Here is a 20,727-nt window from a genome sequence, read left to right as displayed (position 1 = left end):
TTCATTTAAACTCTTTATAAACTTATACTTACACTATAAAGAGCCAAACTAAGCTGTTATTGCTGTGTTAAAATATTTAGCTAATTAAAAGTTTATATCATATCCTTGAGTACATTAATATGATATATGATATATAATAAAGCAATATATCAACTCGGAATCCTGCGCAATGAAAAGCCAACCCCGTCAAAATTTAACACAACAATTAACCCACGATTTGGGTTTTGCTATTGTGCGTGGTGTTTACCCTGTAAGCGAAGGCCTGCCTTCTGAAGCCGATTTATGTATAAAATATGATGTAAGTCGCAGCGCCACCCGCGAAGCGGTAAAAATGCTCTCAGCTAAAGGATTAATTTCTTCTCGTCCTAAGCAAGGTATTCGTGTATTACCTGAAAGCAGCTGGAACATGTTTGATACCGACGTACTACGTTGGATTTTAAGCAGTAAGCCATCACTGTCATTATTAAAAGAGTTTACTCAAGTACGTGTCGCGCTTGAACCACAAGCGGCCGCGCTTGCTGCACTAAATGCAACTGCAGAACAACTCGCTGAAATTGATAACGCTTTAGCCCGTATGGCTGAAGCAGACGAAGGCTTAGACGATCCACTAGAAGCTGACATTGCTTTTCATACCAGCATATTAGTTGCCAGTAACAATCGCTTTTTTGTGCAGTTAACTGAGTTTATTAGTACAGCCCTTAGAGTAAGTATTCGTTATACAAACCACATTAAAGGTGTACCGGGCGCAGACGTTGCTAAGCACGCTGATATTTTAGAGACCATAAAGTCACGCGACCCTGAACGCGCTAAAAAAGCAGTAGAAACAATTTTAGAAGAAGCACTGCAGTTAATTGAATCTAAATTAGTTTAATGTTATTTCAAGATATTGTATAAATATTGAGTCCATCGAATTTACTCTTTGCAGTATATTTTATGGACTTTTTTATTGTCTATAAGGCTTAATACCAATCCGCAATAATACTTAATCATTTTGCGGGGCTAAACGCGTCGCTACCTGCGTTAAAAAATTCTCATTTAAAACAACTAAATAGCGAATTTTTTGCCTAGCTAGCAACACGTTTTTCCGCCCTCAAAATAGATCATTTAATTAAGCGAATTGATATAAATTACAGGCATTAAAAAATCCGATATCAGTCTCCTGATATCGGATTTTTAATTATTTAAATCAGATTAATAACTCTGGTTATTAACTGAGATAAAACGCCTTTTGCAGGCTAGAATTACAATCCTAATTTCTTCTCAAGATAGTGGATGTTAGTACCACCATTTTGGAAGTTTTCATCTGCAAGAATTCTCTTATGCAAAGGAGTATTAGTTTTAATTCCGTCAATTACTAGCTCGTTAAGTGCATTGCGCGCGCGGGCAATAGCTACGTCACGGTTTTCACCGTAAGTAATTAACTTACCAATCATTGAATCATAATGTGGTGGAACCGTGTAGTCAGCGTAAATATGGCTGTCCCAACGAATACCTAAACCACCTGCTGGATGGAAACGTGTAATTTTACCCGGTGACGGGATAAACGTTTCAGGATCTTCAGCATTAATACGACACTCAATAGCATGACCACGAATAACAACGTCGTCTTGAGTGAATGATAACGGCTGACCCGCTGCAATTTTTAACTGCTCTTTCACTAAATCGATACCAGTAACCATTTCAGTTACAGGGTGTTCAACCTGAATACGTGTATTCATTTCAATGAAGTAAAACTCGCCGTTTTCGTATAAAAACTCAAACGTACCTGCACCGCGGTATCCAATTTCAATACATGCACGTGTACAGCGCTCGCCAATGAATTTACGCGTTTCAGCAGTAATTCCTGGTGCTGGTGCTTCTTCAACTACTTTTTGGTGACGACGTTGCATAGAACAATCACGTTCACCTAAATGCACTGCATTACCTTGACCGTCTGCTAATACTTGGACTTCGATATGGCGTGGATTTTCAAGGAATTTTTCCATGTAAACCATGCTATTACCAAAGAATTGCTTAGCTTCTTGCTGTGTTAATGCAATTGAATCAATAAGTTCAGATTCGCTGCGAACAACACGCATACCACGACCACCACCGCCACCAGCGGCTTTGATGATTACCGGGTAACCGATACGCTTAGCGATTTGCATGTTACGTTCTTTATCATCTGATACCGGACCGTCTGAGCCTGGTACACATGGTACACCTGCTTTACGCATTGCTGCGATAGCAGACACTTTGTCACCCATAAGGCGAATAGTGTCGCCACGAGGACCGATAAATACAAATCCACTTTGCTCAACTTGGTCGGCAAAATCAGCATTTTCTGCAAGGAAACCGTAACCAGGATGAATCGCTACAGCGTCAGTTATTTCAGCCGCAGCAATAATGCGCGGAATATCTAAATAACTTTCAGTTGCTGATGGTCTACCAATACAGATGGTTTCATCTGCAAGCAATACATGCTTAAGATCGCGATCTGCCGTTGAATGCACAGCAACCGTTTTGATCCCAAGCTCTTTGCAGGCGCGCAATATACGAAGTGCAATTTCACCTCGGTTTGCAATGACTACTTTATCTAACATTAGAGTTGGCCTTTTAGGTTACGCTATTATTCAATGATGAATAGAGGTTGATCAAATTCTATTGGCTCGCCATTTTCAGCTAAGATAGCTCTTACTGTACCGGCTTTATCTGATTCAATTTGGTTCATCATTTTCATAGCTTCGATAATACAAAGTGTATCGCCAACTTTAACTTGCTGACCAACTTCTACATATGCTGGAGCTTCAGGAGACGCAGCAGAGTAAAAAGAACCAACCATTGGTGATTTAACTTGATGACCCGTAGGCTCAGCTGGTGCTGCTGGTGCTGCTGCTTCAACAGCTACAGGAGCCGCTGCAACTGGTGCTGCTGGCGCTGGTGCATATTGCTGTGGAGCAAATTGTGGGTAACCTGGGCCTGCACTCATGTTGTTACGGTTAATACGTACTGATTCTTCACCTTCAGTGATTTCTAGCTCAGCAATACCTGATTCTTCTACTAATTCGATAAGCTTCTTTATCTTGCGAATATCCATTACACGACCCGCCTGTAAGTTGTTTGTGTGTTAATTTAAATTAAATTGCGCTTTGCAACCGGTTAACAGCGGCGTTTAATGCTGCGTGATAACCCATTGCACCTAATCCACATATTACGCCTTGTGCCACATCAGAAAAATACGAATGATGACGAAAGGCTTCACGTGCGTGCACATTACTTAAGTGCACCTCAAAAAACGGAATATCAACACTCAACAGTGCATCACGTAATGCGACGCTAGTATGCGTAAATGCAGCTGGATTGATAATTATGTAATCAACCGCTTGCCAAGCATTGTGAATGCGTTCAATGAGTGCTTGCTCACTATTACTTTGAAAATGCGTTAACTCAACATCTAGACTATCAGCGGCACTTGTTAGTTCGCTCATAATTTCACTTAGCGTTTGAAAACCGTATTTATCCGGTTCACGTTTGCCCAGCATGTTTAAATTTGGACCATTTATAACTAAAAGGTTAAATTTTGCAGCCATAATACGCGATATATCCTATAAGTAATGAGTTAAGCGGTTACTAACTAATTTTTCACTTTTAAGTAAGCAGAAAAAGCAATGTAGCAACAATTTCTCACGTTAACCAACTATTATAGTGATTTCGACGTAAATAGCAGCAAAATACTGGTCTTATCAGTGTCGTGGGTACAAATATAAGGGGAATTATGAAGGTGCCACTTAGACAATTCAAGTGGCACTATTGCACTATTATTGTGCGCTGGCGCGCACAACTGCTAGGTGTTTAGCAAAGTCCTCAGCATTTAAAAAGCCCGTTACGCGCTGCATACTAAGCTCTTGTCCTTGAGTGTTAAAAAACAAAATACTAGGTAAACCAAACACAGTGTACTCTTCCATTAGCTCAATTGTTTTATTATCACTTTCAGTTAGATCAATTTGAATAAGCTGATAATGGCTAAACTCACTTTGCACTTTGGCATCAGGAAAGGTGTAATGCTCAAACTCTTTACATGCCACACACCAGTCGGCATATAAATCGACCATAACCATTCGACCTTCGTCGTTTGCTTGTGCAACTGCTTCTTTTAATTCTGCTAAATCAGCAACCTGTTTAAACTCATTATTTTGTGAGCTTACCTGTACTGTTTGTACTTGTACCGGCCAAAAGTAGTTTTTAGTTAACGTAAAGCCAGTAATAACTAATAGAGTTGCTGCAAACCATAATGCAGTTTTTAACTTGCTTTGTGTTTGGCTACTTTGCCAATGATGTAAGTACAGTGCTGTTGCTAATGCAAGCACACCTGCCATTAATAATATAATGTCGGCGCTTACTAGTCGCTCAAGTAATATAAGCGGCACAACGAGCATCACAAAACCAAATAAGGTTTTAACTTGCTCCATCCAACCACCCGCTTTAGGCAGTAGTTTACCGCCAGATGTGCCAAGTAATAACAATGGTAATCCCATACCTAAACTAAGCACGTACAGTGTTAAACCACCTACTAAGTAATCACCACTTTGCGCTACAAATAACAGTGCCGCCGACAGTGGCGCCGTAGTACAAGGTGATGCTATTAAGCCCGAAAGTACACCCATTAAAAATACGCCAACGTAGTTGCCGCCTTTTTGGTTGTTACTTACTTGAGTTAGCTTGCTCATCATACTGCTTGGCAGTTTAATTTCGTACCAACCAAACATCGACATAGCCAATAATACAAACAACAAACTAAAGCTGATTAACACAAATGGATGCTGTAAATATCCCTGCACTTGCCCACCAAGAGCAGCAACAACTAAACCAAGCGCTGCATAGGTAACTGCCATGCCTTGTATATATACAAACGATAACGCGAAGGCTTTTTTAGTTGAAAGGTTTTGCTGACCCGCAATTAAGCTCGACAAAATAGGAAACATAGGGAATACGCAAGGCGTAAAAGCAAGGCCTACACCAACAGCAAAAAATATGAGTAAATTAGTTATTAAGCTCTGACTTGCTAATTGCTCAGTAAAAGTAAGCTCTTTTTTGGTGTCATCTGAATTTGTTGTGGGTTCAGTAGTTGGCTCATTAAGTGCTGCAAACGTATTTGCTGCGGCTGCCGTTTCATCGGTAGCGCTATTTTGATCTACATTTTTAATCTGTGCGCCACTAATAACACTAAGTGGAATGCTAATTACCTCTGGCGGATAACAAAGCCCTGCTTTTGCACAGCCCTGATAGCGAACTTTAACAACCGCTCCCTCAGTGATATTACTTAACTTACTAACAACGCTCGCGGTATTAAAAAAGACTTCTGTTTTACCAAAAAATTCATCTTCAATAGTTTCGCCACTGCCGGAGTCGCCTACTTGAATGTTTGCACCTTTGGCGATAATTTCTATTTTCTTTTTATATAAATAATAGTCTGGCGCTATATCCCAACCTACAAACAAGGTACTGCCTTGTTGGTCAAAATCAAAAACAAACGCTTGGTCTACAGGTAAAAAAGTCTGTTGCGGAGGCCCAAGTAGATCACCAAGCACATTATTAGTCGCAGCCTTTACGGGTACGGTTAATAATGTAACCAACAATAAAAAGAAAAAACGCATTAATTCAGTACCTCGTCCATCCAATTAAAATACGCCAAATTACCTGTTGAAACTTCTACAACCTGAATCTCCGGCACTTCGTAGCTATGTAGCTCTTTTATTGTTAAAAACACATCGTTCATTTTATCTGCTTTTGTTTTTATAAGTAGCTTGGCTTCAGTTGCTTCTGCCACTTCGCCTTCCCACATATAAATAGAGCCCATGTTAGGTAAAATATTTACACAAGCTGCTAGCTTTTTTTCTACCAACGCCCTTGCTAGGCTGCGTGCTTCTGCTTCATCTTTGCAGGTCGTAAAAATCATTTTAAAATGCGTAGTCATTATGAACCTATTCTTATTGGACAGTGTCTAGCTTCATAGTATCTGATAGCCGATACAATGTGTAGACGCTTAAATATCAGTAAAATGACGATACCTATGCCCTAACCTTGAAAAGAGACCTAGTCACCCTCATTTATATTTCATCAACTCTTTTGAGTGTCATTATTTAGAGAGCGCTATGTTTAGATTTTTATTTGTGTTGTTTATTATCATCCCTATTATCGAAATCGCTTTGCTGATTCAAGTAAGCGACGTGATTGGCGGATTTGCAACAATTGCACTTGTGGTTATTACTGCGATTTTAGGTGCCAAAATGGTTAAAACACAGGGTATGGGTGCGCTGCAAAACGTACAAGCGCAAATGGCGCAAGGGCAAATGCCAGCCAAAGAATTATTTACCGGAATATGCGTTGTAATTGCAGGTGTATTACTCCTTACTCCTGGCATTATGACTGACGTATTTGGGCTACTATTATTAACCCCTGCAATTCGTAACAAACTGGCTGCAGGCCTTGCTAGCCAAGCAACTGTTAGAATGAGCGCTGGCATGCAACAAGGGCCATCGCCGTTTGCCGGGCAGCAACATGCTGAACGAGAGCAAGGGCAAATGGAACGACCAACCACTATTGATGGTGAATATGAGAGAAAAGATTAAAAATTTATCGTTTTTTCTCTTGGAATTTTTCACTCTACCCCCATTAATGAATGCAAATTAGAAAAGCTTTTTTCTGTACTGTTCAGAAACTGTTAGGAGAACTAAAAAACATGAACATTCGTCCTTTACAAGATCGCGTAATCGTTAAACGTCTAGAAGAAGAAACAAAATCTGCTGGCGGTATTGTATTAACTGGCTCTGCAGCTGAAAAATCAACTCGCGGAGAAGTTGTAGCCGTAGGTAATGGTCGCGTTTTAGAAAACGGTGACGTGAGAGCGTTAGAAGTTAAAGCCGGTGACACTGTGTTATTTGGCTCATATGTTGAAAAAGTTGAAAAGATCGAAGGTCAAGAGTACCTGATCATGCGTGAAGATAATATTTTAGGCATTGTAGGCTAAACCTACTTTTCGTTTATAAACATTTAAGAATTTAGAGGAATTTAAAACATGGCAGCAAAAGAAGTACTTTTTGCAGGTGACGCACGCGCTAAAATGCTAACTGGCGTAAACATCCTAGCAAACGCAGTAAAAGTTACATTAGGTCCTAAAGGCCGTAACGTTGTACTAGATAAATCATTTGGCTCACCAGTTATCACTAAAGATGGTGTATCTGTAGCAAAAGAAATCGAACTTGAAGACAAGTTTGAAAACATGGGCGCACAAATGGTTAAAGAAGTTGCATCTAAAGCAAATGATGCAGCCGGCGATGGTACAACTACCGCTACAGTACTTGCACAGTCTATTGTTAATGAAGGCCTTAAAGCGGTTGCAGCGGGCATGAACCCAATGGATCTTAAGCGCGGCATCGACAAAGCAGTTATTGCTGCTGTTGCAGAGCTTAAAGCGTTATCTGTTCCTTGTTCTGATACTAAAGCAATTGCACAAGTAGGTACTATTTCAGCTAACTCTGATAAAGAGATTGGCGACATCATTGCACAAGCAATGGAAAAAGTAGGCCGCAACAGTGGTGTTATTACTGTAGAAGAAGGTCAATCACTTGAAAACGAACTAGATGTTGTTGAAGGCATGCAGTTTGACCGTGGTTACTTATCTCCTTACTTTATCAACAGCCCAGAAAAAGGCACCGTTGAACTAGATAACCCATTTATTCTACTTGTAGATAAAAAAATATCTAACATCCGCGAATTATTACCAACATTAGAAGCGGTTGCTAAAGCAAGCAAACCACTACTAATCATCGCAGAAGACCTTGAAGGCGAAGCACTAGCTACATTAGTAGTTAATAACATGCGCGGTATTGTTAAAGTATCAGCTGTTAAAGCACCAGGTTTTGGCGACCGTCGTAAAGCAATGCTACAAGATATCGCTGTATTAACTGGCGGTACTGTTATTTCTGAAGAAATCGGCTTAGAGCTTGAAAAAGCAACAGTTGAAGACCTAGGTACAGCTAAGCGCGTAATTATCACAAAAGATGATACAACAATCATTGATGGTGCTGGTGAAGAAGCGGGTATTACTGGTCGTGTTTCTCAAATTAAAGCACAAATCGAAGAAGCAACATCAGACTACGATAAAGAAAAACTTCAAGAGCGCATGGCTAAACTAGCTGGCGGTGTTGCAGTAATCAAAGTAGGTGCTGCTACTGAAATCGAAATGAAAGAGAAAAAAGACCGCGTTGAAGATGCATTAAATGCAACTCGTGCAGCGGTTGAAGAAGGCGTAGTACCTGGCGGCGGTGTTGCACTTGTACGTGCTGCTAGCAAGCTAGTTGATTTAGTTGGCGACAACGAAGATCAAAACCACGGTATTAAAGTTGCACTTCGTGCAATGGAAGCACCACTTCGTCAAATCGTAACTAATGCTGGCGAAGAAGCATCTGTTGTAATTAACGCAGTTAAAGGCGGCGACGGTAACTTTGGTTACAACGCAGCAACTGGCGAATACAACGACATGATTGAAATGGGTATCCTAGATCCAACTAAAGTAACACGCTCTGCATTACAATTTGCAGGGTCTATTGCGGGTCTAATGATCACTACTGAAGCAATGGTAGCAGAAATCCCGAAAGATGAAGCTGGTGCACCTGATATGGGTGGCATGGGCGGAATGGGTGGTATGGGCGGCATGATGTGATAAACATCACCGTTTAAGCACCTCGCTTATATAAAAAACCAGCTTCGGCTGGTTTTTTGCTTTTTAGCAGAAAAACTATAGACAGCTTACCCTTAATGGTTAGCCCTATTTGAATAATATTATAACAGTACTTAGAAACACTAGGTGTGAATGAAAGGTATCATCGCTTTGGCTCAGGCAACCGTGATGCAGTGTGTTGCCACACAATCACCAAATAAATGAGATGGAATATTCATCATATCGTGGAAGGAGTTAAAGATGCCAGTGATGAAATGAGTAATCTGGTATTGTTGCATCCCAATTGATACAGGCAGTTACACTCAAACTAGGCGTTGAGAAAATACTTTTTTATTTTTGGTATAATAGACGTAACTTTGAACAGATGAGAGTGTTGTCTATGAACAGTGAACATTTTGAACTTTTAAATCAAGTGAAAAATCAAGACGAAACTTATGGTTTCTATTGTGACTTTGATAATAAAAAGGTGATAACAATGTCACAGCTTATTTCTGAAGGATATATACAAGGTCAGAAACAAAGTCATGATAATGGGGTTATTTTTAGCAAAGTTCAAATTACGATGAGAGGAATTTCAGCCTACGAAAACTTTGATCAGAAAGAATCAGAATGGACACTGCCAAACAGATTGACGGTATTGAACATCTCCGTGGCTATTTTAGGAATAATGGTTACAACCATAATTTCACTTTATTTGACAAAAGGCTAGTCGCTGTTTTGTACTTAGATACTGATTTATAAAGGCTTGAGCCACGTAAGCGGGAAACTCGCACGTACGATCCCTATAGGAGGAGCATGCAGCAATGGCTCCCTACCCGACATCAACATCGCCGTTTAAGCACCTCGCTTATATAAAAAACCAGCTTCGGCTGGTTTTTTGCTTTTTAGTATAAAAACCATTGACATTGTTTAATTTATACCCACATCTAAGTTACGTATAACTAAGATTTATATTAAATGGATTTATTAAGTAATAACACAATATTCATCTTCTTTGTTTTTATTGCCCTTGTGACTGGGTTATTTTCATTCGTAGTTTGGGCTATGCTCAAAATGGTCACGTGGGGTAAAAGTATGTCTAAGGGGGCTTATTTATTTTTAGCATTCTTTCCGCTTATTTCTATTATTCCTATCCCACCGCCTACCTACGAAAATGTTCAAAAAGCAAAACAAGAACAAAGAAAACGCAAAGAAGACTCAGGTGATCCACCCGATGATGAAGACGAACTCGTAAGTTAATTCATATTACATACTGCGGGCATATACCTGCGTAATTGTTTACTAAATATGATAAAAAGCACATTTATTCAAGAGTACGGAGCAAACTAAACATGACTAACGTTCAACAGCATATTGGCAGCATTGCATTAGTTGTTAAGGACTACGACGATGCCATTGAGTTTTATACTCAAAAGCTCAACTTTGAGTTAGTCGAGGATACTGATTTAGGAGATGATAAACGCTGGGTGTTAATTTCACCTCCAAATTCAAACGGGGCTAATTCAAACGAGACTAATTCAAACGGGACTAATTCGAGCAGGACTAATCTACTGCTTGCTAAAGCCACAACACCCGAACAGATAAGCGCTATTGGTAATCAAACGGGTGGTCGCGTGTTTTTATTTTTGCATACCAATGACTTTTGGCGAGATTATAATTTAATGCTTTCTAAAAGCGTTACATTTAACGAAGAACCTCGAGTAGAACCCTATGGTACCGTCGTGGTTTTTGAAGACTTGTATGGTACAAAATGGGATTTATTACAGCTTAATAATTAGTACGATAAAATGCTGTTAAATATAAAAGCAAAGTTTTTATTAACCGCAGGCGTTATTGCATCTGCAGCGGCTGTAGGGCATTTACTTTGTATATGGGGTGGCACTAGTTGGTTTATATTTGCTCGCGCCCCAATACAAATAATAGAATCATCACAGCAAGGTACATTCCTTGCGCCTTTAGGTAGTATTGCAATAGCTGGACTCATGTTTGCCTGTACTGCATTTGCCTTATCAGCAATTGGCTTAGTGCGTAATATAGCATTTACTAGAACCGCTTTAATTGCTATTGCAACCTTGTGTATCATACGAAGCTTAATAATTATCCCTGCATTAATTCGAGCCGATACATGGAATATTATAGCGAGCAGTGTTTGGCTTTATGTAGGTGTATGCTTTTTAGTGGGTGCAATAACGTTTCACAATTTAAAACCGAACACTAATAGTTGAGTGACGCTTAAACTCACGTCTCTTTATTAACTAACTCTCTTACAATTGGGAATAAATCACTGGGTAGCATGCCCCTTTGCCCATCTCGCTCACTTGCGATATCACCGGCTTTAGCGTGCAGTGTTACACCATAGCGTGCTGCTTCATCAATATTTAAACCTTGAGCAAGTAATGCACCAATAATACCGGTAAGTACATCGCCACTGCCGCCAACGGCCAATGCCGGGTTGCCATCTTCACATACCCACGTTTGCTCAGCATTATCTATTAATGTTCCAGCCCCTTTTAATACACAGGTCGCGTTATAGCGTTTAGCGCAAAGGCGAGCATAATTAAAACGATCAGATTCGATTTCGCTGGTGCTCACACTCAACAGTCGAGAGGCTTCGCCGGGATGTGGAGTAAGTACGCATTGCTCTAACGTGTATGATGAAGCTTTCTTAGCCAGTAAATTAAGGGCATCTGCATCTATAACCAACGGCATTTTATTGTTTTGGCAATATTGCATTACTTCATCGAATGTTTGCTGTGCCCATTCGTCTTGCCCAAGCCCTGGGCCAATAACAACGCAGCTTGCCCACTCTAGTGCTTGATGTAAGTTATTACTGCTTACCATAAGTTCTGGTCTGCCAATGCTAATAGGCGTTATTGAGCTTTCGTGTGTATACACTCTTACCATGCCAGCACCCGTTCTAAGAGCTGCTTCACTACTTAACCTAATTGCACCTGCAGTACCTTGATTGCCACCAACACATAAAAGTTTACCGTGGCTTCCTTTGTGACTATTAATTGCTCGCGTGGATATTCCTTTAAAGCTATTAATATTAATCAGGGTTCCTGATGATTGAGCGATACAAGTAAACGCATCACCAATTGCTAAATCATCAAATACTAACTTACCGCTATATTGTTTACCTGCTGTCGTTGTGAGCCCTTGCTTAATACCCACAAAAGTAACGGTTGAAGTTGCTTGTACTGCGCACCCTAAAGGCTGCCCTGTATTAGCCTCAATGCCTGATGGAATATCAATGCTTATTACGGGCTTACCACTGTTATTTACAGCCTTAATTATATTCGCAAAGTTATCACGCACTGCGCTTTTAAGCCCAGTACCAAGGAGCGCATCAATAACTATATCGCACTCATTAAGGGCATCTTTTGTAAAATGAGAAACTTCCCCACCCGCTTCAATCCATAACTGCTGCGCTTTTGCTGCATCACCGGTTAATATCTTCTCGGGTTCAGCAGCGCATACCGTTACCTTTTTACCCAATTGCTTTATAAGCCTTGCAACAATATAACCATCTCCAGCATTGTTACCATGGCCAACGAGTACTAAGGTATGTTTTGCATCAAATAACTGCCATTGCTTATATACAGCCTCGCCTGCACGCTGCATTAGGGTAAATAAATCACAATGACTATTTTTAGCCGCTAAAGCTTCATTGTCTCTTACTTGTTGTGCGGTAAATAAGGTTTTATTAAGCATAAAGGCTCCTTTACTAGGTGATACTTCACCTTATCAAATACTTATATCTAGCGGCTAGTTCTGTTGATAATTTTAAACTGCAATTTTATTTAAAGTCTAACTTAGCAAAATACGCCCAAGCCAATTTGGGCATGACCAACATGAGCACGACTAACTTGAGCAAGGTGAGCTAATTAAAGTACAATGCAGTTAATTAAAGGCTTGGCTTACTTGTAACCCAGGCCTGTTTATTTTTAGGTAGAGAAAAAATGGCACAAACTCGCGGTAACTTATTTATTTTGTCAGCCCCTTCTGGTGCTGGTAAATCAAGCTTAATCAATGCGTTATTAAAAAAACACGCTGACATGAAAGTATCTGTATCACATACAACTCGCGCCCCTCGCCCAGGTGAAGAAAATGGCGTGCATTATCACTTTGTATCTACAGACGAATTTAAAGCGCTTATTGCCAAAGATGACTTTTTTGAATGGGCTCAAGTATTCGATAATTACTACGGCACATCAAAGCAGGCTATTGAGTCGCAGCTTGATGCGGGTATTGATGTGTTTTTAGATATTGATTGGCAAGGCGCTCAGCAAGTGCGCAAAATTATGCCAAGCGTACAAACTATTTTTATTCTACCGCCTTCAAAAGAAGAATTAGAGCAACGCTTAAATAACCGTGGCCAAGATTCGGCTGAAGTTATTGCCTCTCGTATGGCAAAAGCACAATCTGAAACATCACATTATAACGAATACGACTTTGTAATTGTTAATGATGACTTTGAGAGCGCACTTGCCGACATAGAAACAATTGTAATGGCTCAGCGCTTAACGCTAAAAACCCAAGAAGATCGTCATCAAGTTTTACTAAATAGTCTGCTTAAATAATTTAAGCCTACTTAAATTAGGCTTAGGCAAGTAAAACTGATAAAAATTGAACACTGGCTATTGGCGAAAGTGGCTCCTTGGAGTAAACTACGCCTTTGCTTTTAAATTATTTTTGGAGTGCTGTGATGGCCCGCGTAACAGTTGAAGATGCAGTAGATGCAGTTGGTAATCGTTTTGACTTAATTTTAGTTGCGGCTCGTCGTGCCCGCCAAATTGCTGTTGGTGGTAAAACTCCACTAGTAGACCCTGAAAACGATAAGCCAACGGTAGTTGCTTTACGTGAAATTGAATTAGGTTTAGTTGATAGCTCTTCAATGGACTTAATTGACCGTGAAGAACAACAACACCAAGAAGCAGCAGAATTAGCTGCTGTTGCTGCCATTGTTGGTGGCAACCAATAATCGACCTCCCGGTCTGATTTAGCCAACGGCGCAGTATTTCTACTATAGCCGTTGGCAATCCTTTCATTTCATCGTATATTCGTAACTTACCTAATTTGCTTCACTAGGGCTGTCTATCTTTCGAGGTTAAATTTGCAGTAGTATGCTTGCATAAATGCCAAGCATGAGCTGCCCAAAGGGTTCTGCCTAGGGGCAATTTACTCTTTGTTGCTCGATTTTTACTTAGCCCGCTAGGCTAAAAACCTCGCGCCGCGATTAAATCGCCCCTAGATTGAACAAATTTTAATCCTGAAAGGTCAACAGGCCCTAGAACATTGGAGTGTGAATGTATCTTTTTGAAGGTCTTAAAAAGAAAATTTCAGAATACTTGCCCGCTGCTGATGTAGAGCTGGTTCAAAAATCTTACGTGGTAGCCCGAGAGGCCCATGAAGGACAAACTCGCTCAAGTGGCGAACCTTATATTACTCATCCTGTTGAAGTAACCCAAATTCTTGCAGGCATGCATCTTGACCATGAAACGCTCATGGCCGCGCTAATGCACGATGTAATTGAAGATACTGATTTTAGCCAACAAGATTTAGCCGAAATTTTTGGCGAAACAGTGGCAGAACTCGTTGAAGGTGTAAGTAAGCTCGATAAACTTAGCTTTAAAGATAAAAAAGAATTCCAAGCCGAAAACTACCGTAAAATGATTATGGCAATGACTCAGGATATTCGAGTTATTTTAATCAAGCTTGCTGATAGAACACACAATATGCGTACCTTAGGGGCACTGCGCCCAGATAAGCGCCGCAGAATAGCACGTGAAACGCTTGAAATTTACGCGCCAATAGCAAACCGTTTAGGTATCCACGATATTAAAAATGAGCTTGAAGACTTAGGTTTTCAAGCTTTATATCCTATGCGTCATCGCGCACTTAAATCTGAAGTAGCAAAAGCACGTGGTAATCGCAAAGAAGTTATCACTAATATCCAACACGAAATAGAAGCACGTCTTGAAGAGTCAGGCATTAAAGCGACTGTGTCAGGCCGTGAGAAACATTTATATAGTATTTATAAAAAAATGCTTAATAAAGAACTGCTATTTAACGAAGTTATGGATATTTACGCGTTTAGAATTGCAGTTGATTCTATGGATACGTGTTATCGCGTATTAGGTGTGGCTCATAGTCTTTATAAGCCTATAGAAACACGCTTTAAAGATTATATTGCAGTACCAAAAACTAACGGTTACCAATCACTTCATACTTCATTAGTTGGCCCACACGGAATACCTGTTGAGATTCAGATTCGTACTCACGATATGGATCAGATGGCCGACAAAGGTGTAGCGGCGCACTGGATGTATAAAAAATCAGGTGATGGTGCAGGTAATACTTCGCAGCAACGTGCTCGCCAATGGATGCAAAGCTTATTAGAGCTTCAGCAAAGTGCGGGTTCATCGTTTGAATTTATTGAAAATGTAAAAACTGAGCTATTCCCAGAAGAAATTTACGTATTTACACCTGATGGTCGTATTGTTGAGCTACCAATGGGCGCTACCGCAGTCGATTTTGCGTATGCAGTTCATACTGATGTAGGCAACACTTGTGTAGGCGCACGCGTTAATCGCAAGCCACATCCTTTAAGTAGGCCGTTAGATACAGGGCAAACCATAGAGATAATAACAAGCTCAGGTGCCCACCCTAATGCAACATGGCTAAACTTTATTGTTACTGGTAAAGCACGCTTAGGTGTTCGTAATTACCTTAGAAGCCAGCATCATGAAGAAGCTATGCTTTTAGGGCGTCGTTTGCTTGATTCGGCATTAGGCGAAAACAAACTGGATAGTATTGCTGATGAAAATATAGCGAGAGTACTTGAAGAACACGAACTCTCCACAGTTTTAGAGTTGTTGGTAGAAATTGGCTCTGGTAACTTAATGAGCATGTTAATTGCCAAGCGCTTATTGCAAAATGACAATGACGATTTAACTGATATAACAAACCAAGCCAAAGCGACCATTATTGGTACTGAAGGCATGTTAGTGAATTACTCTAAGTGCTGCCGACCTGTACCAGGTGATGCCATTACAGCTCACATAAGCCAAGGTAAAGGCCTCACTGTTCACCGCCAAGAATGTAAAAACATTCGTGGTTGGGAAAATGAGCGCTCTAAATACTTAGTTGTAAAATGGGACGATAGCCCAGAAAAAGAATATATTGCAGCTCTGAGAGTTGAAATTATTAACCATCAAGGCGCGTTAGCTAAGCTAACCAATGTTGTTGCTACAACCCAAGCCAATATTGTAGAAATTGCCACTGATGAAAAAGAAAGTAATTTATACGTGATAGATTTAGGGGTTACCGTTAAAAACCGTATCCACGTTGCCAACATTATGCGCCGCATTCGCGTTATGCCTGATGTGCAAAAAGTCTATCGTAAAAAATAAAATAGGAAACACATGAATAAAGCATTTATCTCTACCGACAAAGCACCTGCAGCTATTGGCACTTACAGCCAAGCAGTTAAAGTAGGTACCGCTGTTTATTTATCTGGTCAAATTCCATTAGTTCCAGAAACGATGGAAATGATTTCAGAAGACTTTAGCGAACAAACGCATCAAGTATTTAAAAATATTACTGCGGTATGCGAAGAAGCAGGCGGAAAAATCCAAGACTTAGTTAAAATCAATATTTACCTAACAGATCTATCTAACTTCGCCACTGTAAATGAAGTAATGAGCCAATACTTTAAACAACCTTACCCAGCGAGAGCTGCATTAGGTGTTCGTGCACTCCCAAAAGGTGCACAAGTTGAAATAGACGGAATAATGGAATTACCTTCTACCAATTAAGTATTACAGGCTATAGAGCTTCTCTATAGCCTTTATTTTCTCGCTCCGCACTTCGTTTTCTCTGACTTCTTGACTCAAATGTAAATTTCTAGCAATCTGTAGTTGTGTTTTAAAAAACAAACTTAACTTAAGTAGTAAAAAAGGATTAACTCGTGTTTAAGCTTGCCAACAATGGAAATGTTTTACTTGATGTAAAAGAACATATTCCTCCCAGCGCTGCATTTATTTTAGAGGCTCTCGAAAAGTCAGCTTTTTGCGACTGTAAAATAGATCATGACGCTATTAATGATTTTTTTAAAAACGAAAACACACAACAAACTTTGGTTGTAGCAACAAAACACAATGCCACTTTAAATGTAACAATTAGCGACGATAAAATGCTGGCTATTGGCGAGCTAACGCTTGCCCAAGGTGGAAAGTTATTAAGCTTAGAAGATGCAAAAAAACAACTCGTTAAAGCAGGTATTGTGCGTGGCTATAAACAAGCATTTTTAGAACAGCTTCTGCAAAAACAATCTGAACACTCTGCGGGATCTTTAGTTAAGGGGATATTAGCTAAAGGTAGGCTCCCAAGCGATGGTTTAGCCACTAAACTAATAACAACGGTAGAAACTTTAAAAGATCGTTTAAAAGCGCCCAAACTCAAAGAAGACGGCAGTGTGGACATGCGCGACTTTGGCAAGCTTGCAAGCGTAGAGCCTGGCTCTGTGCTTATTCGCCAACAACCAGCAACTCCCGGTAAAGAAGGATTTACCGTAATAGGTGACATACTGCCTGCAAAACCCGGAGAAAATAAACAATTAGTGGCTGGTGAAGGCACTGAAATATCAAAAATGAATCCGCTTGAGTTAGTCTCTACTATTGCTGGTGTTCCGGTTGAAATTAATAATGGCATGCGTGTCGACGATATTTTTACCATTTCAGATGTAAATGTAAAAAGCGGCCATATTGACTTTCAAGGCAGTGTTATTGTTACTCGCAATATAGACCCAGGGATGAAAGTAACTGCCAAAGGCGATATTACTATATTTGGCACGGTTGAATCTGGCGAGCTTACCGCAGGCGGAAACATCACTGTTAAACAAGGTATTATTGGCCATCAAAAAGTGGATAGTAAATCACTTTCTTGCAAACTAATTGCGCTGGGTGATATTCATGTATCTCACTCACAGTATTGCTACCTCGATGCAAATAATATTTTTATTGATCGCCAAACAAGCCATTGTGTAATGAAAGCTAAGCGTTTACTGCAAGTAGGCCAACCAGACTTACCTAAGGGTAAAATATTTGGTGGCGAAATACTTGATGCAACAACTCTCATTGCTGGCGAAATAGGGAATGAATCAGGCGCTAAAATGATTATTAACCTAGCGGCTTCGGGCGCCGAAATAACAGCAGATACTGATAATTGCTTTAAAGACTTAGCTAAAACAGATGCACAATTAGATACGCTTCAAGCAGCGCTAGAAAAAACTGATTTAGTGAAGGATGCCGAAAAGAAGAAAATATTAATCACCAAAATTGGCGCTACTCAAAAACATTATTGTGAGCAAGCAGAGCTATTAGAAAAACGTCTTTCAAACTTAGATCACGACTTGCACGATTTACTTAGCGACGCTAATTTAGCGGTAAATTCTGTTTTGCATTCAGGTGTAGAAATTCATATTTTTGATAAAGTGCTAAAAACAATCCGTAATTACCCTCCGTGCAACGTTAAACTATTGAATAACAAAATTGAAATAGAGTTTAAAACAAGCTAAGAACAGAGTGCTCTATTGAGCACTCAAATTAATTCATGTTTTAAAGTAAACCACTTACCTCAACATGTGTTTGCTGCGGCCATACACCCACTTGTACTTGACCAATATGCTGCTTTTGTAGTAATAGCATCGCTAAGCGCGACTGCCCTATTCCACCGCCAATTGTTTGCGGGAATTTACTTTGTAGTAGCGCTTTATGCCAATCAAACTCTAAGCGATCTTCATCCCCTGTTGTACTTAACTGCGCTTTTAAAACCTCAGGGCTTACACGTATACCCATTGATGATATTTCAAATGCATCTTCAAGCACTGGGTTCCATACTAAAATGTCACCATTTAAACCCATATATTGATCGCATGTTGGCGTAGACCAATCATCGTAATCTGGGGCTCTTACATCATGAATTTTGCCATCTCCAAGCACGCCACCAATACCAATTAAAAATACAGCACCATATTCTTGTGCAATGGCTTTTTCGCGTTGCTTAGCACTAAAATCAGGATACATTTTACGCAGCTCTTCACTGTGCACAAACTTAATATCATCCGGTAAAAAAGGCGCCAAACCATAAGACTCTCTTACAAAAGCTTCCGTCTCTTTTATCCCTTTATAAATAGACTGAACAGTTTGCTTTAGTGTTGCCAGCGAACGCTCTGTCGTTTCGCTAATTACTTTTTCCCAATCCCACTGATCAACATATACAGAATGAATAGGACTTAATGAATCTTCATCTGGGCGCAAAGCCTTCATTTGAGTGTAAATACCCTCACCAATACTAAAGCCATAAGTAGCCAGTGTTTTACGTTTCCACTTAGCCAGTGAATGCACCACTTCGTAGCGGCTATCTGTAATCGCTTTCACATTTACAGCAACTGCGCTTTCATGGCCGCTTAAGTTATCTTGCGTGCCATCGCCCACTTTAGCCAAAATTGGGGCTTGAACCTCAACCAGCCCAAGTTGGGTTTCTAGTTGTTGTGAAAAAAATTGCTTAACTTTACTTATTTGCTGCTGTTGCTGCACATAGTGTGAACTCATAATAATTGGCCTCATTCCCAGTTATTGTTACTTGCTTAATTGATAAAAAGCGCTCTAACTAGCGCCCTTAATGAAGTTAATGTAACGATTTAAAGGATTAATTCAATATCCCACAACAAAAATAGCTTTAATATATAAAAAACACTAATTAAGTGGTATAAAAACCATATATTCGATAATTTTATGAGAAAAATATAATGGAAAATTATTTAATCGATAATCTCGATAAACAGATACTTCATGCGTTAATGGCAAATGCCCGTACTGCGTACGCCGAATTAGCAAAAAGATTTAATGTAAGCGCGGGGACAATTCACGTAAGAATTGAAAAAATGAAGCAAGCAGGGATCATTACAGGAACTCAATTAACGATTAATACTAAACAGCTAGGCTACGATGTATGCTGCTTTATAGGTATTAATTTAAATAACGCACGTGATTATCCACAAACACTTATAAAGCTAGAAGCATTGGAGGAAGTGGTAGAGGCTTATTACACAACAGGTAACTACAGTATATTTATAAAAGTAATGACAAAATCCATCGATCACTTACAAGATGTGCTGATTAATAAAATACAGGCAATAGAAGCAATCCAATCAACAGAAACACTTATTTCTCTACAAAACCCAATTAGCCGTACGGTAATGCCTTAACTGTAAAAATCTCGTATAATTGCCGAAAAAAGAGGATAACCATGCAGCAAACTCGCTATCAAAGAATCGAAGACGTACTTTCGCGTCGTCAAACAGACTTAACCGTGTGCTTAGAAGACGTGCATAAACACCATAACTTATCGGCAATAGTACGAAGTGCTGATGCAGTTGGTTGCCATCACGTACATGCTGTATGGCCTGAAAAACAAAAATGGCTAACAAACAATACCTCGGGTGGCAGTAAAAACTGGCTAGAGACGCACCTGCATAGAAATATTGATGATGCTGTAGTGGCAATGCGTGAACGCAATCCAGAAATACAGATATTAGCGACTCACCTGTCAGAAGATGCCGTTGATTTTAGAGAAGTAGATTACACCAAGCCAACGGCTATTATTGTTGGACAAGAAAAAACAGGGATATCAGAAAAAGCCCTAGAATATGCCGATCAAAATATTATTATTCCAATGCAAGGCATGGTGCAATCGCTAAATGTTTCGGTTGCTGCTGCGCTAATATTGTTTGAAGCACAGCGTCAACGTGAGCTGGCTGGTTTATATAATAGAGATATGCTGAGCGCCGAAGTTAAGCACCCACTTTACTTTGAAGGTTGCCATCCTATTATTGCAAGGCAGTGTAAACAAAAAAAATTACCCTACCCAGCACTTGATGAAAACGGCGAAATCGTCGCTGATGAGCAATTTTGGCAAGCTTTAAAACATACTTGATGGACTAA

22 protein-coding genes are annotated in these 20,727 nt (G+C 39.9%); 15 read left to right on the top strand and 7 right to left on the bottom strand.

Annotation, left to right across the window (positions count from 1 at the left end; translation table 11 throughout):
- The first annotated feature begins 169 nt into the window (after positions 1 to 169).
- Positions 170 to 871, top strand: coding sequence for a FadR/GntR family transcriptional regulator (locus tag WNY79_RS11430; RefSeq protein ID WP_007580047.1), 702 nt, complete (start codon positions 170 to 172; stop codon positions 869 to 871).
- Positions 872 to 1,241: 370 nt separating this feature from the next.
- Here WNY79_RS11430 and accC read toward each other — a convergent pair whose 3' ends face one another.
- The 5 genes from accC to cutA form a co-directional block, all read right to left on the bottom strand.
- Positions 1,242 to 2,582 (bottom strand): acetyl-CoA carboxylase biotin carboxylase subunit, encoded by a 1,341-nt coding sequence (accC, locus tag WNY79_RS11425; protein WP_007580045.1) that lies wholly within the window; start codon positions 2,580 to 2,582, stop codon positions 1,242 to 1,244.
- Between the two features lie 26 nt (positions 2,583 to 2,608).
- Positions 2,609 to 3,076 carry an acetyl-CoA carboxylase biotin carboxyl carrier protein gene (gene accB / locus WNY79_RS11420; RefSeq protein ID WP_342875910.1) on the bottom strand — a complete coding sequence of 156 codons (468 nt, stop codon included), beginning with the start codon at positions 3,074 to 3,076 and terminating at the stop codon, positions 2,609 to 2,611.
- 40 nt (positions 3,077 to 3,116) lie between these two features.
- Positions 3,117 to 3,569 carry a type II 3-dehydroquinate dehydratase gene (aroQ, locus tag WNY79_RS11415; protein WP_024600056.1) on the bottom strand — a complete coding sequence of 151 codons (453 nt, stop codon included), beginning with the start codon at positions 3,567 to 3,569 and terminating at the stop codon, positions 3,117 to 3,119.
- 228 nt (positions 3,570 to 3,797) lie between these two features.
- Positions 3,798 to 5,633, bottom strand: coding sequence for a protein-disulfide reductase DsbD (locus WNY79_RS11410; RefSeq protein WP_342875909.1), 1,836 nt, complete (start codon positions 5,631 to 5,633; stop codon positions 3,798 to 3,800).
- Positions 5,633 to 5,953, bottom strand: a complete 321-nt coding sequence (gene cutA / locus WNY79_RS11405; protein WP_002958839.1) for a divalent cation tolerance protein CutA — start codon at positions 5,951 to 5,953, stop codon at positions 5,633 to 5,635. The genes WNY79_RS11410 and cutA overlap by 1 nt, the downstream gene beginning before the upstream one ends.
- Before the next feature lie 178 nt (positions 5,954 to 6,131).
- Between cutA and WNY79_RS11400 the strand changes: the two genes are divergently transcribed.
- From WNY79_RS11400 to WNY79_RS11370, 7 genes are all read left to right on the top strand, one after another.
- Positions 6,132 to 6,608: an FxsA family protein gene (locus WNY79_RS11400; RefSeq protein WP_007580034.1), complete on the top strand. Its 477-nt coding sequence runs from the start codon at positions 6,132 to 6,134 to the stop codon at positions 6,606 to 6,608.
- Between the two features lie 110 nt (positions 6,609 to 6,718).
- Positions 6,719 to 7,006 carry a co-chaperone GroES gene (locus tag WNY79_RS11395; RefSeq protein ID WP_007580032.1) on the top strand — a complete coding sequence of 96 codons (288 nt, stop codon included), beginning with the start codon at positions 6,719 to 6,721 and terminating at the stop codon, positions 7,004 to 7,006.
- Between the two features lie 48 nt (positions 7,007 to 7,054).
- Positions 7,055 to 8,701: a chaperonin GroEL gene (gene groL / locus WNY79_RS11390; RefSeq protein WP_076925777.1), complete on the top strand. Its 1,647-nt coding sequence runs from the start codon at positions 7,055 to 7,057 to the stop codon at positions 8,699 to 8,701.
- Between the two features lie 397 nt (positions 8,702 to 9,098).
- Positions 9,099 to 9,428 (top strand): hypothetical protein, encoded by a 330-nt coding sequence (locus WNY79_RS11385; protein WP_169044595.1) that lies wholly within the window; start codon positions 9,099 to 9,101, stop codon positions 9,426 to 9,428.
- A 248-nt stretch (positions 9,429 to 9,676) separates the two neighbouring features.
- On the top strand, positions 9,677 to 9,958 hold the full coding sequence (locus WNY79_RS11380) for a hypothetical protein (RefSeq protein WP_342875908.1): 282 nt from the start codon (positions 9,677 to 9,679) through the stop codon (positions 9,956 to 9,958).
- Between the two features lie 92 nt (positions 9,959 to 10,050).
- The gene (locus tag WNY79_RS11375; protein ID WP_342875907.1) at positions 10,051 to 10,497 is read left to right on the top strand and encodes a VOC family protein; all 447 of its coding nucleotides are present in this window, start codon (positions 10,051 to 10,053) and stop codon (positions 10,495 to 10,497) included.
- Between the two features lie 9 nt (positions 10,498 to 10,506).
- On the top strand, positions 10,507 to 10,944 hold the full coding sequence (locus tag WNY79_RS11370) for a hypothetical protein (RefSeq protein ID WP_342875906.1): 438 nt from the start codon (positions 10,507 to 10,509) through the stop codon (positions 10,942 to 10,944).
- A gap of 13 nt (positions 10,945 to 10,957) precedes the next feature.
- Here the strand turns inward: WNY79_RS11370 and WNY79_RS11365 are convergent, their stop codons facing one another.
- Entirely contained in the window at positions 10,958 to 12,433 is a 1,476-nt protein-coding gene (locus tag WNY79_RS11365; RefSeq protein ID WP_342875905.1) for an NAD(P)H-hydrate dehydratase, read from the bottom strand.
- 248 nt (positions 12,434 to 12,681) lie between these two features.
- Here WNY79_RS11365 and gmk point away from each other — a divergent pair, with 248 nt between their 5' ends.
- From gmk to WNY79_RS11340, 5 genes are all read left to right on the top strand, one after another.
- Positions 12,682 to 13,302 (top strand): guanylate kinase, encoded by a 621-nt coding sequence (gene gmk / locus WNY79_RS11360; protein ID WP_024600051.1) that lies wholly within the window; start codon positions 12,682 to 12,684, stop codon positions 13,300 to 13,302.
- 125 nt (positions 13,303 to 13,427) lie between these two features.
- A complete protein-coding gene (gene rpoZ, locus WNY79_RS11355; RefSeq protein ID WP_002958829.1) occupies positions 13,428 to 13,703 on the top strand; it encodes a DNA-directed RNA polymerase subunit omega in 276 nt (91 codons plus the stop codon).
- Between the two features lie 325 nt (positions 13,704 to 14,028).
- Positions 14,029 to 16,134: a bifunctional GTP diphosphokinase/guanosine-3',5'-bis pyrophosphate 3'-pyrophosphohydrolase gene (spoT, locus tag WNY79_RS11350; RefSeq protein WP_024600050.1), complete on the top strand. Its 2,106-nt coding sequence runs from the start codon at positions 14,029 to 14,031 to the stop codon at positions 16,132 to 16,134.
- Between the two features lie 12 nt (positions 16,135 to 16,146).
- On the top strand, positions 16,147 to 16,539 hold the full coding sequence (locus tag WNY79_RS11345) for a RidA family protein (protein WP_024600049.1): 393 nt from the start codon (positions 16,147 to 16,149) through the stop codon (positions 16,537 to 16,539).
- A gap of 152 nt (positions 16,540 to 16,691) precedes the next feature.
- Positions 16,692 to 18,299: a FapA family protein gene (locus WNY79_RS11340; RefSeq protein WP_342875904.1), complete on the top strand. Its 1,608-nt coding sequence runs from the start codon at positions 16,692 to 16,694 to the stop codon at positions 18,297 to 18,299.
- A gap of 40 nt (positions 18,300 to 18,339) precedes the next feature.
- Here WNY79_RS11340 and asnA read toward each other — a convergent pair whose 3' ends face one another.
- Positions 18,340 to 19,335 (bottom strand): aspartate--ammonia ligase, encoded by a 996-nt coding sequence (gene asnA, locus WNY79_RS11335; protein WP_342875903.1) that lies wholly within the window; start codon positions 19,333 to 19,335, stop codon positions 18,340 to 18,342.
- A gap of 197 nt (positions 19,336 to 19,532) precedes the next feature.
- Here asnA and asnC point away from each other — a divergent pair, with 197 nt between their 5' ends.
- Complete coding sequence (gene asnC, locus WNY79_RS11330) at positions 19,533 to 19,991, top strand: transcriptional regulator AsnC (RefSeq protein ID WP_002958822.1); 459 nt, start codon at positions 19,533 to 19,535, stop codon at positions 19,989 to 19,991.
- 41 nt (positions 19,992 to 20,032) lie between these two features.
- Positions 20,033 to 20,719, top strand: coding sequence for a tRNA (guanosine(18)-2'-O)-methyltransferase TrmH (gene trmH / locus WNY79_RS11325; RefSeq protein ID WP_076925783.1), 687 nt, complete (start codon positions 20,033 to 20,035; stop codon positions 20,717 to 20,719).
- The last annotated feature ends 8 nt before the right edge of the window (positions 20,720 to 20,727 follow it).

The sequence above is a fragment of the Pseudoalteromonas sp. AS84 genome (assembly GCF_038900255.1).
GTDB lineage: Bacteria > Pseudomonadota > Gammaproteobacteria > Enterobacterales > Alteromonadaceae > Pseudoalteromonas.
The sequence above is the reverse complement of the archived record's forward strand: the minus strand, read 5'-3'. Positions and strand labels throughout refer to the sequence as shown.

Coding starts and splice junctions, on each gene's coding strand:
- WNY79_RS11430 (WP_007580047.1), top strand. CDS start 170: ATGAAAAGCCAACCCCGTCAAAATTTAACACAACAATTAACCCACGAT.
- accC (WP_007580045.1), bottom strand. CDS start 2,582: ATGTTAGATAAAGTAGTCATTGCAAACCGAGGTGAAATTGCACTTCGT.
- accB (WP_342875910.1), bottom strand. CDS start 3,076: ATGGATATTCGCAAGATAAAGAAGCTTATCGAATTAGTAGAAGAATCA.
- aroQ (WP_024600056.1), bottom strand. CDS start 3,569: ATGGCTGCAAAATTTAACCTTTTAGTTATAAATGGTCCAAATTTAAAC.
- WNY79_RS11410 (WP_342875909.1), bottom strand. CDS start 5,633: ATGCGTTTTTTCTTTTTATTGTTGGTTACATTATTAACCGTACCCGTA.
- cutA (WP_002958839.1), bottom strand. CDS start 5,953: ATGACTACGCATTTTAAAATGATTTTTACGACCTGCAAAGATGAAGCA.
- WNY79_RS11400 (WP_007580034.1), top strand. CDS start 6,132: ATGTTTAGATTTTTATTTGTGTTGTTTATTATCATCCCTATTATCGAA.
- WNY79_RS11395 (WP_007580032.1), top strand. CDS start 6,719: ATGAACATTCGTCCTTTACAAGATCGCGTAATCGTTAAACGTCTAGAA.
- groL (WP_076925777.1), top strand. CDS start 7,055: ATGGCAGCAAAAGAAGTACTTTTTGCAGGTGACGCACGCGCTAAAATG.
- WNY79_RS11385 (WP_169044595.1), top strand. CDS start 9,099: ATGAACAGTGAACATTTTGAACTTTTAAATCAAGTGAAAAATCAAGAC.
- WNY79_RS11380 (WP_342875908.1), top strand. CDS start 9,677: ATGGATTTATTAAGTAATAACACAATATTCATCTTCTTTGTTTTTATT.
- WNY79_RS11375 (WP_342875907.1), top strand. CDS start 10,051: ATGACTAACGTTCAACAGCATATTGGCAGCATTGCATTAGTTGTTAAG.
- WNY79_RS11370 (WP_342875906.1), top strand. CDS start 10,507: ATGCTGTTAAATATAAAAGCAAAGTTTTTATTAACCGCAGGCGTTATT.
- WNY79_RS11365 (WP_342875905.1), bottom strand. CDS start 12,433: ATGCTTAATAAAACCTTATTTACCGCACAACAAGTAAGAGACAATGAA.
- gmk (WP_024600051.1), top strand. CDS start 12,682: ATGGCACAAACTCGCGGTAACTTATTTATTTTGTCAGCCCCTTCTGGT.
- rpoZ (WP_002958829.1), top strand. CDS start 13,428: ATGGCCCGCGTAACAGTTGAAGATGCAGTAGATGCAGTTGGTAATCGT.
- spoT (WP_024600050.1), top strand. CDS start 14,029: ATGTATCTTTTTGAAGGTCTTAAAAAGAAAATTTCAGAATACTTGCCC.
- WNY79_RS11345 (WP_024600049.1), top strand. CDS start 16,147: ATGAATAAAGCATTTATCTCTACCGACAAAGCACCTGCAGCTATTGGC.
- asnA (WP_342875903.1), bottom strand. CDS start 19,335: ATGAGTTCACACTATGTGCAGCAACAGCAGCAAATAAGTAAAGTTAAG.
- asnC (WP_002958822.1), top strand. CDS start 19,533: ATGGAAAATTATTTAATCGATAATCTCGATAAACAGATACTTCATGCG.
- trmH (WP_076925783.1), top strand. CDS start 20,033: ATGCAGCAAACTCGCTATCAAAGAATCGAAGACGTACTTTCGCGTCGT.